Source organism: Micromonospora sp. NPDC049240 (genome assembly GCF_040647835.1).
Taxonomy (GTDB): Bacteria; Actinomycetota; Actinomycetes; order Mycobacteriales; family Micromonosporaceae; genus Micromonospora.
Genome location: NZ_JBEZCX010000022.1, coordinates 109,885 through 125,323, shown reverse-complemented (window position 1 = coordinate 125,323; position 15,439 = coordinate 109,885). Strand labels below are relative to the sequence as shown.

Here is a 15,439-nt window from a genome sequence, read left to right as displayed (position 1 = left end):
TCCATCTACCGACGCCAACACCAAGCCACAGCCAAGATCAGCCACTATGCCCGACAAGCCCTCACCGAGCCCTGAAACGGATCTCCTGCTGGAGTACTAGGCAGTCTTCGACAACGATCGCCCCATCGATGCACTCCTTTCGACCCGCTACGCTGTCTCTAGGGCAGCTGAGGCGAGGTGAGGGCGTGAAGTGGTGGAGGTCCGGATCGGTGAGTTGCTCGTCGTCCGTTTCGCACCGATGCGGGCCGGGAAGTTCGTCGAGCAAGCGCTACTGGAGGCCGATGTTTGCCGAGCTAGAGGGGAGCCGGCCATCCCCTCGCTCTCATGCTTTGGGCTAGAGCGTCCAGATGATGAAACTACACCTGACGACATGATCCGTCGCATCTGCACCGAAGCACCAGTAACGGGCAAGAACGTGTGGCTTGCGACGAGGCAGGGCTTGTTGGAGGCCGGCCTAAATGTCCGACTTTCCGAGCCACCACCTCACCACTATGACATCCTGCTAGGTACGAATTCGGTCGAAACAGACGCGACGAAGCTCGCACAACTGTTCGAGCCGACTCGAAGGAGGAACCCCGCATGGAAGAGTTGAAGTGGCGAGGGCGTTCCCTGGCGCGGGTAGAGATCGATCTGAACAGCCGCGACAGAAGCGGTCATGTCCTGGCGCGTCTGTCCGCAGCTAACCGGAGAGTTCAATCCGGAGAGACCGTCACGGCTTTCGAACCCGACGACCAGGTGGCTGGGCTAGCGAGGGTCATGTGGGTAGATGAGGAGCATAATCTCATCTCCCTCGATGTTGACTGGACGACCTTTGCCGATGATTATCTTACTGTCGACCTAGAAGTCGAGAACAAAACGAGCACGTCGCCAGTGCAGAGCGTCGTACTGACATACGGCAAGGTGTTACATAATGTTTCGGCGAAAACAAAAGCGCGAGATGCGATAAGGAAGAGGTTCAGAGGGAAAGTTGGGCGAAAGCTTGTCCCAAGCCAAATTCTTCGCCTGTCCCGTAGGTACCCCTACTCCCTAGCTAGCTTCACTTCGGCGACAACCAAGGTTGAAGCACAGCCGCGACTTGCAGGGCCCAGACAGGTTGAAGGCACCACCTCTGTCCGCGATCAGATCACCGTCAAGAAAGTTGTCACGTCGTGAGGCTGACTGTTTCCACGATCTGCGATAGCGCCACGGTACGTGAAGGGCTGTTGCACATCTTAGGTGCAGGCATCACGACCGTCTCTTCCCCAATTCCCGCTCACCTTCCTCTAGAGCTTGCGGTGATGCTGCAAATTGAACATGGAGACGCGGGACCCCATACAATTTCCGTAGTGATGCGGAACGAGGAGACCGAAGACAAGGTTGGCGAATTAAGGGCAGAGTTCGAAATTCCAAAAGAAGTGACCATTGAAACAGACTTGCCGCTCGGAAACATTCCCCTACCCACCCCTTTGCGCGACTTCCGCGTCCCGAAGGCAGGGCGTTACATCTGTCAGGTAATCCTGGACGGCCAGATTCTCGACACGAGATACTTACTCGTTCGAGAACAGGATGAGAAAAGCGCAAACGGCAAGTCGGGCAAGTAACTGTTATGGGATGCTCCTGGAACTGAGCCTCCCAGATGGCAAGCTATCCCAGTTTCGCCATCCCGTCTGCCGTCGACCCGCCCGCCTGGGGAGCGGGCCTCCGCCCGGCCCGCCACGTCAAGACGGCCTTGACGCACGGTCGGACGCTGGCGGGTCGGGGGTGGTCTGCTCGGCCGGGCCGGCGCGGCCCGCTTTGCGGGCCGCCTTGATCATGAAGAGAGTGTGTCGGCAGTGGTGTCCTTGCGGACGTCCGGACATGCTTGACCACCTGCGTCCCGCGCTTACAAGATCCGCTCGGCCAGTCGATGACGGAGGGGGTCGGCGGAGATGATGTCGGTATGGACGCATGGGTAGACGGCGACCTGGCTGACGAGTTGGAGCGGCAGCTTGACGACCTCCTAGCCGAGCTGGACTCAGCCTGGGTAGAGCCCGAACTACAGCCGGAGTTCGCCAGTAACGAGTCGTTCCGTCGCTACCACCGGAGGAACGGCAAGCGCTGGCAGCTTGCCTGCGTTCTTCGAGAACGTCCTGACCTGGCCGCCGCCCTGGCTAGCCGAGTCCTGGCCGCAGTGGTCTGCGACGAAGATGTGGCCGCCAATCGTCAACTCATCGAACCGGTGTTGACGGCAGTCGGCCGTCGCCGGGTCCAGGAGTACCTCATCTCGGTCGTCTCCTCCGGTCCGCTACTGCAACGCGTCTGCGCAGTCCGCGCCTGGTATTGGTCGCAGGCCGTGCTCATGTACGAGTCGCCTCAAGCGCTGACTGGCGGACAGCCCACAACGGGTAGCCGAGCCCAAGATGATGAGGTTGCTGACCTGCGCGGGTGGTACCGCGCAGCCTGTCTCACCGCCTTCGTCGAGTGCGATCACGACGCCACACGTGAATGGCTGGCCCGAGGCTTCATTCTGGATGAGTCCTACTATCCGGCAAGCCTGCACCGCAGGGTGGCTGCGGCCCGCGCGATCGCTGAATCCGACCCGGTCCGGTTCAAGGAACTCATCCTCAAGACCACCGACGGAACGAACCTCGCCGCCATCCGGCCCGCTGATGACCGCTGAATCCGGTGCCTTATCTCAGGCTAGGAGCGGCTGCGGAGTGCGCCCCGGCCGTCATCGGCTGATTGCGCAAACGGTCGCAAGCTGCGTCAGCTTATGCGCTGCCGGCTCCCTCAGACGGCGCTGCCGTGCTCGGCGTATGCGGAAGCACCGCCCCGACGCGCCGCGATTGCGGTGCGGATCCTGCGGGCCAGCCGCGACGGGCCATGCTCTTCCAAGGACTCTTCGCCTACGTAGCGCCATTCAGTGAGTTCGCCGTCCGCAAAGCGGATCTCGCGCTCGCTGTCGGGTCCGAGTGACCCGCCGTCGAAGATGAAGAGGAGCTTGTCGCCCTCGCGCTCGGCGGGTGCCCAGTCCACGACCAGCATCGGTCCGAGCGCGGGCGTGAGGCCGAGTTCCTCTCGGATCTCCCGTACGCAGGCTGCCCGCGGCGACTCACCGGGTTCGACGTAGCCGCCTGGGATGTCCCAGTGCTTCTTGTAGCTCGGGCGCACGAGCATCACCCTGCCTTCGTCGTCGAAGAACAGGGCGCCGGCGGCGACGCGTGGGGTCGCCACGGGTGGCATCTCGTTGGCCGTCACCAGGGCAGCCTAGATGCCTCGGTTCAGTCGAGCACCTTCAGCCGGCGAGCCAGGCCGACCAGCTCGGCCGGCGGCTTGCCGCGCTGCCGGCGGACCCAGGTCAGTGCCAGTTGCCTGCTGAGGAAGTGGTGCCTGACTTGCTCGGGCGCCATCTGCTCTGCTTCGAGCAGCACGGCTTGGGCGTCGTCGACGCGGTTCCACGAGCTGTAGGCGCGGGCGACTTCGAGGGCGTGTCGTACCCGACGTTCCATCGGGAGCCCGGTGGTGTCGACGCGCGGGCCGAGGTTGACGGCCACCTGTACATCGCCCAGCTCGGCTGCGGTGGCGACGCGGTGGATGGCGACGTTGGTCGGGCCGAACGCGGTCCAGAGGTGGTTGGCATCGTTTCCGAGCTGGGCGGCGGCGTGCTCTGCCGCGGCGAGGAAGGTGCGGGTGGTGCCGGCGTCGTTGGAGCGGGCGGCGGCCATGGAGCCGGACAGGAACAGGGTGCCGTAGACGGAGAGCAGGGCCGGCGAGGCGTGCGTCAGGTGAGGCTCCAGGTAGCCGGCGGCGTCTTCGGTGAGACGTACGGCTTCGGTGTAACGGCCGGTGGCGTGCAGGGCGTGACCGACGGACCGGAACAGAGAACCGGTGATGAGCGGGTCGCCGGTGGGCCGGACGGCTGCCAAGCCGCGGTCGGCGGCGATCCAGGCGAGGTCGACCTCTCCGAGCTTGGTGAGCTGGGTGGCGGTCAGCTGATAGGCAAGGCCGAGGAGCCGGCGGGCTTGGTCCTGGTCGTCGCCCTCGTGGCGGTCGGCGGCGGCCTGGGCGCGGTGGAGTAGGTCGGGTAGGCGGCCGGTGACATACCCGAATCGGGAGTCCTGGTAGGCGTCCCAGAGCGTGCCGACGTCCTTGCGCAGCATGGCAACGGTCGGTGGCTCGTCGTGAAAAGTGCCGCCGAACGGGGCAATGGCGCGGTAGTTCATCAGCGCCGACCGGAGAGCGGGGACGGTGTCGGTGCCGGTGTCGGCGGTCCAGTCAAGCAACACGGGTTCACCGAGAAGATCACCAAGGGATACGTCCAAGACCTCGGCAAGGGACTTGATGACGGAGAGCCGGTCCAGCTCGATGCGGTTGTTCTCGACCTTTCCGAGCCAATCAGCGGTGCGGCCGATGAGCCCGGCAAGGACTTCCTGCGACAGGCCGCGCCGGCGGCGGTACCAGGCGATGCGCTCACCGATGGTCAGGGTGTTGGTTGTCCGGCGCACCGTTTCACCTTCTCCCCTCGGCCGGCTGCGACCCCGGAAGGATTTTCCGGGTCACTGGGCGGTTTCGGCCACAACCTGGCTTCATGACGAGGCTGAACGACTCGACCACATGTCAATCCTGCACTCGCGGGAGTTCGAAGCGCGCCGGTCGCGCGGCGACCTGCTGAGGCTGGCCCGGGGTGGGTGCTGGCATGGGACCGCGACCCGAACGCCGGTCACGAGAGAGCCCGCCCACCTCGGCGCCCCGCAGCCGGCCGCCTGTTCCGGCGGGCGCGCCCAAGCCGGGTGCGCTGGTCCTGCTTGACGGTCGCGCGTCGGTGCAGTTCGGCGGCGATCGGGTGCTGTGGCTGCGGGTCACCGCAGTCGGCGACTGGCCGGCGTATGACGGCTGGGTATGGCTGACCGGCTACGTCATCAACCCGGTCGACGGGCAGGCGTTGGCGCGGCGGGAGGTCTTGGCGCAGATCGCCGGCCTTCAGATCAGCCCTCCATCCAGCGTGCCGTCGCCGGAACTGGGGCGGACGGCAGGGAGGCGTGGTGTTTGACCTTCGGATTCGGCTCGGCGCGGTGCTCCGGGTGGAGGCTGCCGACCGCTACCGCCCGTCGGACGGCCCGGTGATGCTCCGGGTGACCGGCGTCCGCCTGGTGCTCAACCGTCCCGAGCGCGAGCAGTGGATCTGGGTCGAGGGCATCAAGGCAGCGCCGCGCAGTCAGCGGGGCAAGCACACTCAAGTCCTCGTACCCGTGCGGCTGTTCGCTCCTCCAGGTGCGGGTGACGGGGCGGGCGGCTGACATTTGCTGACTTTCCGACTGACACCCCGCGTCGGGTAAGCCGGGAAAAGACGCTCCCACCAGTGCGGGAGCGCTCCACACAAAGGGACGACCCCCGTCGGGGGGAGACGGGGGTCGTCGGGTGGTTCGGCTCCGGGGGGGTCGAGCCGAACCGACTCAGCGGTCACGGGGGGTGCAACCGCCGAGGGCCTCCAGCAGCGACAGGACGTGAACTCCCGTCGTGAGGACAAGCATGCCGCAGCCGACCCTTATACGTCGAGTGGTGTTCACTCCACGCAAAGCTAATTTCTCGCGCGTCCGTGTGACCGGCGTCACTCAGCCGGGTGCTCCTCAGGTTAGGGGTCCGGGCCGGGCGGCTCTGGGCGTCCCGTCCGGCTAGACTTTCGCGCCGTGGGCCGTGGTGCCGCTTTCTTCGATCTCGACAAGACCGTCATCGCCAAGTCGAGCGCTCTGGCGTTCGGTCGGCCGTTCTACCGGGACGGGCTGATCACTCGGCGTGACGTGGTCAAGTCGGCGTACGCGCAGCTGATGTTCCGGCTGGGCGGCACCGACGAGCAGACCATGGCCCGCACCCGGGACTATCTGGCCACGCTCTGTAAGGGCTGGCCGGTGGAACAGGTCCGCCAGATCGTCGCGGAGACGCTGCACGAGCTGATCAACCCCTATGTGTACGCCGAAGCGGCCGCCCTCATCGAGGAGCACCAGGCTGCCGGCCGGGATGTCGTGCTGGTCTCCGCCTCGGGCGAGGAGATGGTCCGACCGATCGGCGAGTTGCTCGGGGTGACCGACGTGATCGCCACCCGGATGGCGGTCGTCGAGGGCCGCTACAGCGGCGAGGTCGAGTTCTACGCGGCCGGCCCGAGCAAGGTCGACGCCGTGGGCGAGCTGGCCCAGGAGCGCGACTACGACCTGGCCGAGTCGTACGCGTACTCCGACTCGTACAGTGACCGGCCGCTGCTGGAGTGCGTGGGCCACCCGTCCGTCGTCAACCCGGACCGGGCGCTGCGCAGGCTGGCGATGGAGAACGCCTGGCCGGTGCTGGAGTTCCGGCACCCGATCCCGCTGGGCCGCCGGTTGCGGGAGCGGCCGGCGGTACCGGTCGCGGCGGCGGCGCTGGGCGTGGGTGTCGGTGTCGCCATCGGCATCGCCTGGTACGGCCGGCACCGCCGCACCCGGGCCGTCGCGCCCACCGCCTGACCCGGCCGGCCGCGACCGCCAGCGGCAGCACCGGAAGAAGGCTGCGCGCGCCCAAGAGGCGGAAGCGCCCAGAGGCGGAAGCGCCCAAGAGGCGGAAGCGCCCAAGAGGCGGAAGCGCCCAAGAGGCGGAAGCGCCCAAGAGGCGGAAGCGTCCAGAAGACGGAAGCGCGCGTCAGGAGGCGGCGAGGATCTCGTCGCCGATGAGCGTGATCTGCTCCGCCCCGACCTCCACCGCGGCCATGTAGTGCCGCAGCCAGGAGCGTAGGCCGTCGGGGGTGCCGGTGGCGAAGGCGCCGGCCGCGCCGACGTACTCCGGTTCCCGCTCACGGTGCCCGACGTCCACCGCGACCAGCCCGCGGGGGTCGAACCCGGTGGAGATCAGTACGAGTCGCGCGGCGGCGCGGGCGACCACGCCGGAGGGGCCCGGGAACGGGCGTAGGTTCAGCAGCTCGCCGTGCACGACGGCGGCCAGCACCAGCGGCGGTACTTTCGTGCCGCCGGCCACCAGGCCGGACAGGCCGTCGAGGCGGGCCGCCACCACCGGGTCGGCGACCGGGCGTCCCAGTTCCTCCTCGGTCACCACGTCCCGGGCGGCGAGCACGTGCAGCCGGGCGAGCACCTGTCGGGGCGCCTTCGGCCAGAGGTCGCTCAGGCCGGGCAGCGCGCCGGCGACCCGCAGCGCGCCCTGGAGCACCGGGTCGGTGACGGTGCCGGCGCGTACCTCCTCGCGGTCGTGGTCCCGGCCCTCCAGCGCGGCGCTGGCGACGGCCGAGCGGAGACTGATCTCGGCGGCGAGCGGACCGCCCTGGCGGCGCAGCGCGCGGTGCCGGTGGGCCTGGTCGACCCGGTCCCGGGCCTGCTCTACGGCGGGCGCGACGTCGGCGAGCGCGAGCAGCGGGGCGAGCGGATCGGTGGTCACCCCGTCACGCTAGCGACACGGTCCGGGGCGTTGAGAGGGGACCCTTTCTCTACCGGAGGCGTTAACCGGGGCCCGGCCTTGCACCTCGGCGCGGAGGGGGAGCCGCTGAGCGCGCGGAGCGGGGCGGGCGGTCGCGGGTCGGCGGTGCCGGGGCTAACCTTCCCCGGAGTAGGGAGACGCAGGTCACGCGACGAAGGAGTCACCGTATGAGCGAGGCATTGGCCAATCTGCTGAGCGAGACGCGCCAGTTCCCGCCGCCGGCCGAACTCGCCGCGAACGCCAACGTGACCGCGGAGGCGTACGAGGAGGCGACCGCCGACCGGCTCGCCTTCTGGGCGCGTCAGGCCGGCCGGCTGAGCTGGGCCGAGCCGTGGGAGCAGGTGCTCGACTGGTCGAACGCCCCGTTCGCGAAGTGGTTCACCGGCGGCCGGCTCAACGTGGCGTACAACTGCCTGGACCGGCACGTGGAGGCGGGCCACGGCGACAAGGTGGCGATCCACTGGGAGGGCGAGCCGGGCGACACCCGCACGGTCACCTACGCGGACCTGCACCGGCTCACCTGCCAGGCGGCGAACGCGCTGACCGAGCTGGGCGTGACGGCCGGTGACCGGGTGGCGATCTACCTGCCGATGATCCCGGAGGCGGCGGTGGCGATGCTCGCCTGCGCCCGGATCGGCGCCACGCACAGCGTGGTGTTCGGCGGCTTCTCCGCCGACGCGTTGACCAACCGGATCCAGGACGCCAGCGCCAAGGTGGTGATCACCGCGGACGGCGGCTTCCGCCGGGGCAAGCCGTCGGCGCTCAAGCCGACCGTGGACGAGGCGGTGGCGAACTGCCCGTCGGTGGAGCACGTGCTGGTGGTCCGCCGCACCGGCGAGGAGGTCGGCTGGTCGGCGAAGGACCACTGGTGGCACGAGACGGTGGAGACCGCCGCGCCGGAGCACGAGGCGCAGGCGTTCGACGCAGAGCACCCGCTGTTCATCCTCTACACCAGCGGCACCACGGCCCGACCGAAGGGCATCCTGCACACCACCGGCGGCTACCTGACCCAGACGTCGTACACGGCCCACGCGGTGTTCGACCTGAAGCCGGAGACCGACGTCTACTGGTGCACGGCCGACATCGGCTGGGTGACCGGGCACTCCTACATCGTCTACGGCCCGCTCTCGAACGGCGCCACCCAGGTCATGTACGAGGGCACGCCGGACACCCCGCACAAGGGCCGGTTCTGGGAGATCGTCGACAAGTACCAGGTCAGCATCCTCTACACCGCGCCGACGCTGATCCGCACCATGATGAAGTGGGGCGAGGACATCCCGGCGGGCTACGACCTGTCGTCGCTGCGCCTGCTCGGCAGCGTCGGTGAGCCGATCAACCCGGAGGCGTGGATCTGGTACCGGCAGTACGTCGGGCGCGGTGAGCTGCCGGTGGTCGACACCTGGTGGCAGACCGAGACCGGAGCGATGATGATCTCGCCGCTGCCGGGGGTGACCGAGGCGAAGCCGGGTTCGGCGATGACCCCGCTGCCCGGCGTGGTCGCGGACGTGGTCGACGACCAGGGCGAGTCGGTGCCGAACGGCGGGGGTGGCTACCTGGTGCTCACCGAGCCGTGGCCGTCGATGCTGCGCACCATCTGGGGTGACGACAACCGGTTCCTGGAGACGTACTGGTCGCGGTTCGGGGCGGGCGCCAACGCCGGCGACAAGTGGGTCTACTTCGCCGGTGACGGCGCCAAGAAGGACGACGACGGGCACGTCTGGCTGCTCGGCCGGGTCGACGACGTGATGCTGGTGTCCGGGCACAACATCTCCACCACGGAGGTGGAGTCGGCGCTGGTCAGCCACCCGTCGGTGGCGGAGGCGGCGGTGGTCGGCGCGACCGACCCGACCACCGGGCAGGCGATCGTCGCGTTCGCCATTCCGCGCGGCAGCGCGGAGATCACCGGCGACGCGGGCGAGCAGCTCATCGCCGAGCTGCGCAACCACGTGGCGAGGACGCTCGGCCCGATCGCCAAGCCGCGGCAGATCATGCTGGTGCCGGAGCTGCCGAAGACCCGCTCCGGCAAGATCATGCGCCGGTTGCTGCGGGACGTGGCGGAGAACCGGTCGCTGGGCGACGTGACCACGTTGCAGGACTCCTCGGTGATGGAGTTGATCTCGTCGGGGATGAGCGGCGGCAAGTCCGACGAGGACTGACGACACCGGTACGACGAGGGGCGGGTCGCGCGGCGGCCCGCCCCTTGGCGTACCCGGGAGCCGTGCCGGTCGATCGGCGGAGGCGCACTGGTCTGTTCACCCCTGCCGATGGCGCTTCCCGTCGGCTACGTTCAGCCGCACCGGCAAATTTCGACACGCGTCACTGAGACGGCCGGTCCCTCACCATTCCCTACGAACGGAGTGGCATGCTCCCCAGTTCGCAGTCCCGGGCCCGCCGGCGACTACTCGTCGCGCTGCCCGCCATCGCCCTCGCGGCCACGTCGCTGACCGTGACGGGTAGTGCGTCGGCTCAGCCGTCCCGGTCCGCGCCGGCCACCATCGCGGCGGACGAGTTCTACATCAACTACGCCGAGCCGGAGGTGCAGCCGGACACCGGCGGCAAGGAGGCCAAGGGCAAGGACGGGGTCTTCTCCGCACCGGCGGACGAGGCCCGCGCCTACGACCGCAAGTACGCCGGCGGCAACCCGATCGCGGCCCGCGAGCTGGCCAAGCTGGAGGCCAAGTCCATCCGGACCGGCCAGAGCCCCCGCAAGATCAAGAAGGCCAAGAACACCCAGACCGCCAAGCTGCTGACGCTGCTGGTGGAGTTCAACGACAAGGCCAACGACGACTTCACCAACGTGATGGTGCCGAAGACGGTCTTCGAGGACCGCACCTGCGTGCCCGGCACGGTGCAGAACGGGCCGCGGCACAACACCATCCCGAACCCGGCCACGCTGCCGCACAAGGACAACAACTCGATGTGGGTGCCGGACTTCTCGCCGGCCCACTACAACAAGATGCTCTACACCAAGCAGGGCATCACCGAGCGGGTCCGCAAGGACCTCAAGGGACCGGACGGCAAGCCGGGCATCAGCCTCGCCGGCCGGACCATGCACAACATGTACCTGGAGATGTCCAAGAACGCGTACACCGTGGACGGGCAGGCCAGCCCGTGGATCACGGTGCCGCACTCGGAGGGCTGGTACGCCGCCTCCCGCTGCTTCCAGGACGAGAACGGCAACTGGGTCGCCGGCCGTGAGCAGTCGATGAACGGTCACCCGGACAACCCGCAGGGCGCGGGCCGGCTCGCCACCGACGCGATCGACGCGTTGGCCGCCGCCGACCCGAGCTTCCCCTGGGCCGACTACGACATCGAGGACCAGAGCGACCGCGACGGCGACGGCAACTTCCACGAGCCGGACGGCGTGATCGACCACCTGGTGCTGGTGCACGCCAACCAGGGCAAGTCCCGTGGTGGCGGCGACGTCGGCGTCTACTCGGTCTGGGCGCACTCCTCCACCGTGGCCGGGGGCTACACCATCCCGGGCACGAACCTGAAGGTGTCGAACTACATCGTGCAGCCGGAGGACGCCGGGGTCGGTGTCTTCGCCCACGAGTTCGGGCACGACCTGGGCCTGCCGGACCTCTACGACACGTCCGGCAACGCCGACTCCGACGTGGACTTCTGGGACCTGATGGCGTCCGGCTCGCACTCCGGTGAGATCTTCCAGGCGCTCCCCACCCACATGGGCCTCTGGGACAAGTGGGTGCTCGGCTGGGCCGAGCCGAAGACGTTCGGGCCGGGCGACCGGGCCAAGCTGGTCAAGCTCGGGCAGACCTCGCGTACGCCGGTGGGCACCGAGGACGGCATCAAGATCGACCTGCCGGACAAGGTGATCACGCTGGCCGAGCCGCACAGCGGCGCGAACATGTGGTACTCCGGTGCCGACCAGGCGTGGGCGGACGTCAAGCTGAGCCGCACGGTGAGCGTCCCGAACGCCGCCGACGCGAAGTTCTGGATGTGGAACGACTACGTCATCGAGGAGGACTGGGACTACGGCTTCGTCGAGGTCTCCACGGACGGCGGCGCCACCTGGACCGAGCGCAAGGTGTACGACGAGTCCGGCGCGCTGGTCTCCACCGATGACGGCTACGCCGACCCGAACGGCCGGATGGTCGACTTCGGCAACAAGAAGTACGGCCTGACCGGCAGCACCGGCGGCTGGCGCCACGACTACGTGGACCTCTCGCCGTACGCCGGGCAGACCGTGCAGGTGCGGCTGCGGTACGCCACCGACGAGGCGTTCCAGGAGCGCGGCTGGTTCGCCGACGACTTCTCGGTGACCGGCGGCGGCGCGACCACCTGGAGCGACGACGTCGAGGGCGGCGCGGCCGGCTGGACCCAGACCGGCGGCACGTTCACCGACACCACCGGCGCGGGCTGGCACGTCGACTCGGGCACCCAGGTCCGCTCGCACTACTACCTGGCCGAGTGGCGCAACTTCGACGGCTTCGACAAGGGCCTCAAGTACGCCTACGACACCGTCTACTCGCACGAGGCGTGGAAGGTCGACCGGATCGCGTACAACGCGCCCGGCATGCTGGTCTGGTACCGGGACACCGAGCTCGGCGACGTCAACCACGTCACCGCGCAGATGACCGCGCTGCCCAGCTACGGCGCCAAGGGCGGGCTGCTGATCGTCGACTCGCACAACGACCCGCTGCGTCGCAAGGGCGTGGCGGCCGAGAAGGACCCGTCGGTGCTGGACAACCTGCCCAGCCGGCCGCAGTCCTCGAACGCCGCGTTCGGGTTGACGAAGACCTACCCGTTCAAGGAGTGCCTGGAGGCGGCCGACGAGCCGTACAGCGAGTACTGCACGAAGTTCGGCGCGCAGGCGCCGGTGCGGGGCTTCACCGACAACAAGGGCTGGTACCCGGGCATCGAGATCCGCGACGGTTCGCCGTACGCGCGGGACAACGACGCCTCGGTGGTGGTCCCGTCGAAGGGCAACCAGCAGTACACGACCCGGGTGGTGAACCCGGACGGCACCCCGGCGACCGACTACTACGGTTCGACGCTGGGTGGCGGGGCGATCGTGCTCGGCACCGGCAACCCGGGTGACGCGGGCGTCGGGTACGGCACGTCGATCATCATCAAGCGCGCCGCCAAGGACAACTCGTACGCCCAGGTGTACGTGGTTCCGCCGCGGAGCTGATCGACACCTTCAAACCGGAACCGGAATGCCCGGAATACGGGCCGAACGAGCCGGCTGACGGACGGGCCGGGAGCGGTAGCGCTCCCGGCCCGTTCCGTATATCCATCCGTTTCGCTGCCTTCGGCCGAACGGCCATCGCCGCTGGTCAACGCCTTGGTTACGAAGCAGAGTGTGACGGCGAAAGTCAACCCCAACAAAAAGTTGCTACAAATCGACGCACGCATCTTCACAGCAGTCCCAGCAGTGTCTATGTTCACCGTGGGTCCCACTTGTGGGACGTTCCACCGCCGGCCCGTACCCCCATGGGGCCGGTTCCCTCACACCGGAGGTACCACGTGCGCAAAGTCGCAGTGGGTCTGCTCGGGCTTTCGCTGACCGCAACGGGGCTGATGGCGGGCACGTCCGCCAGCGCCGCGCCGACGCCGAAGCTGCCAGCCGCCGCCCCGTCGGTGGCCGAGCCTGCGCAGGCTGAGCACGACCTGCCCAACCCGCTCGAGGACAAGCGGCGCGCACTGCGCCAGGAGGGCCTGAGCGAGGTCCTGTCGGGCCGGGCGAAGGCCCAGAAGATCAACGGCAGCACCGTCGTCAAGGTTGGCGAGAAGGCTGCCGAGGGTGCCGCGGCGGGCAAGGCCGCCCGGAGCACCAAGGCCGGCAAGGGTCCCACCGAGGACCAGTACGTCGAGCTCTCCCGCGAGAAGACCGACAAGATCTTCGTCATCCTCGCGGAGTTCGGCGACGAGCGGCACCCGAACTACCCGGACCAGGACACCGCCCCGGCCGTGCCGGGTCCGACCCGGTTCGACGGGCCGCGCGTCAACCAGATCCCCGAGCCCAACCGGGCTGTGGACAACTCCACGATCTGGCAGCCGGACTTCAGCGCCGACCACTTCCGGCAGGTCTACTTCGGCACCAAGCCGGGTGACGAGTCGCTGAAGCAGTACTACGAGGCCCAGTCGTCGGGTCGGTACAGCGTCGACGGCGAGGTCACCAACTGGGTGAAGGTCAAGTACAACGAGGCCCGCTACGGCCGTTCCAACGGCTACCCGTGCGCCTCGAACGTCTGCAACAACACCTGGGCGCTGGTCCGCGACGCCGCGAACCAGTGGGTCGCCGACCAGAAGGCCCAGGGCCGCTCCGACGAGGAGATCGCGGCCGACGTCAAGTCGATGGACGAGTGGGACCGTTACGACTTCGACGGCGACGGCAACTTCAACGAGCCGGACGGGTACATCGACCACTTCCAGATCGTCCACGCCGGCGGCGACCAGGCCGACGGTGACCCGATCCAGGGTGAGGACGCGATCTGGAGCCACCGCTGGTACGCGTTCGCCAGCGACCAGGGCAACACCGGTCCGGAGAACTTCCCGGCCGGCGGCACCCAGATCGGCAACACCGGCGTCTGGATCGGTGACTACACGATCCAGCCGGAGAACGGTGGCCGGAGCGTCTTCTACCACGAGTACGGCCACGACCTCGGTCTGCCGGACGACTACAACGTCACCAGTGGTGGGGACAACAACAACGAGCACTGGACCCTGATGGCCCAGAGCCGGCTCGGCGCCAAGAACGACGCCGGCATCGGCGACCGCGGCGGCGACCTCGGCGCCTGGAACAAGCTCCAGCTCGGCTGGCTCGACTACGAGGTGGTCGTCGCCGGTCAGAAGCGCACCCTGGAGCTGGGCCCGCAGGAGTACAACTCCGCCAAGGCGCAGGGCGCCGTGGTGGTGCTGCCGCAGCGGGCTTACGAGTTCCAGAACGGCAAGCCGTTCGAGGGTACGAAGCAGTTCTTCTCGGGCAACGAGGACGACCTGAACACCACGATGACGCGGAGCATCGACCTCACGGGGAAGAGCAGCGCCGCGGTGTCGATGAAGGGTCGTTACAGCATCGAGGCGGACTTCGACTACCTCTTCTTCGAGGCCTCCACCGACGGTGGCCAGAACTGGGTCTCGCTCCCGGGCACGGCCAACGGCCAGGCCCTGAAGGAGATCTCCCCCGGGCGTTACGCCCTGGACGGCTCCAGCGACGGCAACTGGGTCGACGTCAACGTCAACCTGGACTCGGTCGTCGGCAAGGCCGTGCAGTTCCGGCTCCGCTACCAGACCGACGGTGGCGTGTCCGAGGGCGGCTTCTACGGTGACGCCCTCACCGTGACCGCCGACGGTCAGACGCTGCTCACCGATGGCGCCGAGGCCGGTGCCCCCGGCTGGACGCTCAACGGCTGGAGCATCGTCGAGGAGACCTACACCCGTCTGTTCGACAACTACTACATCGCCGGTAACCGGTCGTACGTCTCGTACGACAAGTACCTCAAGACCGGCCCGTACTTCTTCGGTTACGCGAACACCCGCCCGGACTACGTGGACCACTACGCGTACCAGGAGGGTCTGCTGATCTCCTACTGGAACCTCCGGTGGGCGGACAACGACACGTTCGTGCACCCGGGTGAGGGTCGGAACATGATCATCGACGCCCACCCGCGGCCGATCTACAACCTGACCGGGGCGCCCTGGCGGGCCCGCGTCCAGGTCTACGACGCGCCGTTCGGCCTGAAGAAGGCGGACTCGTTCACGCTGCACCTCAACAGCCAGCCGCAGTACATCCGTGGCCAGGCCGCGCAGCCGCTGTTCGACGACACCAAGCAGTACTGGTACCCGGAGCTGCCGAACCACGGCGTCAAGCTCCCGGCCACCGGCACCAAGATCAAGGTCCTGGAGCAGGACGGCACCTCGCTGAAGGTCCGCTTCTCCTGAGCCACTGATCCACGCGACACCACGACGAGGCCCGGGCAGGTCACCTGCCCGGGCCTCGCCCTGTGCCGGGCGGGAACCGTCGCGACCCGCGGCGCGTCCCAAGCGGGTGACCACAACCCTC

12 protein-coding genes are annotated in these 15,439 nt (G+C 68.0%); 9 read left to right on the top strand and 3 right to left on the bottom strand.

Going from position 1 to position 15,439, the window contains the following annotated elements:
• Window positions 1-579: 579 nt before the first annotated feature.
• The 3 genes from AB0B02_RS27300 (at window position 580) to AB0B02_RS27290 (ending at window position 2,638) form a co-directional block, all read left to right on the top strand.
• The gene (locus AB0B02_RS27300; protein ID WP_357304956.1) at window positions 580-1,152 is read left to right on the top strand and encodes a hypothetical protein; all 573 of its coding nucleotides are present in this window, start codon (window positions 580-582) and stop codon (window positions 1,150-1,152) included.
• Window positions 1,149-1,580 (top strand): hypothetical protein, encoded by a 432-nt coding sequence (locus AB0B02_RS27295; RefSeq protein WP_357304953.1) that lies wholly within the window; start codon window positions 1,149-1,151, stop codon window positions 1,578-1,580. The genes AB0B02_RS27300 and AB0B02_RS27295 overlap by 4 nt, the downstream gene beginning before the upstream one ends.
• Before the next feature lie 338 nt (window positions 1,581-1,918).
• On the top strand, window positions 1,919-2,638 hold the full coding sequence (locus tag AB0B02_RS27290) for a hypothetical protein (protein WP_357304950.1): 720 nt from the start codon (window positions 1,919-1,921) through the stop codon (window positions 2,636-2,638).
• Between the two features lie 110 nt (window positions 2,639-2,748).
• On the opposite strand, the gene AB0B02_RS27285 is transcribed toward AB0B02_RS27290, so the two are convergent.
• Both AB0B02_RS27285 and AB0B02_RS27280 read right to left on the bottom strand, forming a co-directional pair.
• On the bottom strand, window positions 2,749-3,216 hold the full coding sequence (locus AB0B02_RS27285) for an NUDIX hydrolase (RefSeq protein WP_357304948.1): 468 nt from the start codon (window positions 3,214-3,216) through the stop codon (window positions 2,749-2,751).
• 23 nt (window positions 3,217-3,239) lie between these two features.
• Entirely contained in the window at window positions 3,240-4,463 is a 1,224-nt protein-coding gene (locus tag AB0B02_RS27280) for a helix-turn-helix transcriptional regulator (protein WP_357304945.1), read from the bottom strand.
• Between the two features lie 317 nt (window positions 4,464-4,780).
• On the opposite strand from AB0B02_RS27280, the gene AB0B02_RS27275 reads away from it, so the two are divergent.
• From AB0B02_RS27275 to AB0B02_RS27265, 3 genes are all read left to right on the top strand, one after another.
• Complete coding sequence (locus tag AB0B02_RS27275) at window positions 4,781-5,008, top strand: hypothetical protein (RefSeq protein WP_281943554.1); 228 nt, start codon at window positions 4,781-4,783, stop codon at window positions 5,006-5,008.
• Window positions 5,001-5,255: a hypothetical protein gene (locus AB0B02_RS27270; protein ID WP_281943555.1), complete on the top strand. Its 255-nt coding sequence runs from the start codon at window positions 5,001-5,003 to the stop codon at window positions 5,253-5,255. The genes AB0B02_RS27275 and AB0B02_RS27270 overlap by 8 nt, the downstream gene beginning before the upstream one ends.
• A gap of 390 nt (window positions 5,256-5,645) precedes the next feature.
• Window positions 5,646-6,452 (top strand): HAD-IB family hydrolase, encoded by an 807-nt coding sequence (locus tag AB0B02_RS27265; RefSeq protein ID WP_281943557.1) that lies wholly within the window; start codon window positions 5,646-5,648, stop codon window positions 6,450-6,452.
• Between the two features lie 172 nt (window positions 6,453-6,624).
• Here AB0B02_RS27265 and AB0B02_RS27260 read toward each other — a convergent pair whose 3' ends face one another.
• Window positions 6,625-7,371 carry an oxidoreductase gene (locus tag AB0B02_RS27260; protein ID WP_281943559.1) on the bottom strand — a complete coding sequence of 249 codons (747 nt, stop codon included), beginning with the start codon at window positions 7,369-7,371 and terminating at the stop codon, window positions 6,625-6,627.
• A 206-nt stretch (window positions 7,372-7,577) separates the two neighbouring features.
• On the opposite strand from AB0B02_RS27260, the gene acs reads away from it, so the two are divergent.
• The 3 genes from acs to AB0B02_RS27245 all read left to right on the top strand — a co-directional run bounded on the left by acs (window position 7,578) and on the right by AB0B02_RS27245 (window position 15,318).
• Window positions 7,578-9,566 (top strand): acetate--CoA ligase, encoded by a 1,989-nt coding sequence (gene acs, locus AB0B02_RS27255; protein ID WP_357304940.1) that lies wholly within the window; start codon window positions 7,578-7,580, stop codon window positions 9,564-9,566.
• Window positions 9,567-9,772: 206 nt separating this feature from the next.
• Window positions 9,773-12,565, top strand: coding sequence for an immune inhibitor A domain-containing protein (locus AB0B02_RS27250; protein WP_357304937.1), 2,793 nt, complete (start codon window positions 9,773-9,775; stop codon window positions 12,563-12,565).
• Window positions 12,566-12,915: 350 nt separating this feature from the next.
• The gene (locus AB0B02_RS27245; protein ID WP_281943820.1) at window positions 12,916-15,318 is read left to right on the top strand and encodes an immune inhibitor A domain-containing protein; all 2,403 of its coding nucleotides are present in this window, start codon (window positions 12,916-12,918) and stop codon (window positions 15,316-15,318) included.
• Window positions 15,319-15,439: the final 121 nt, after the last annotated feature.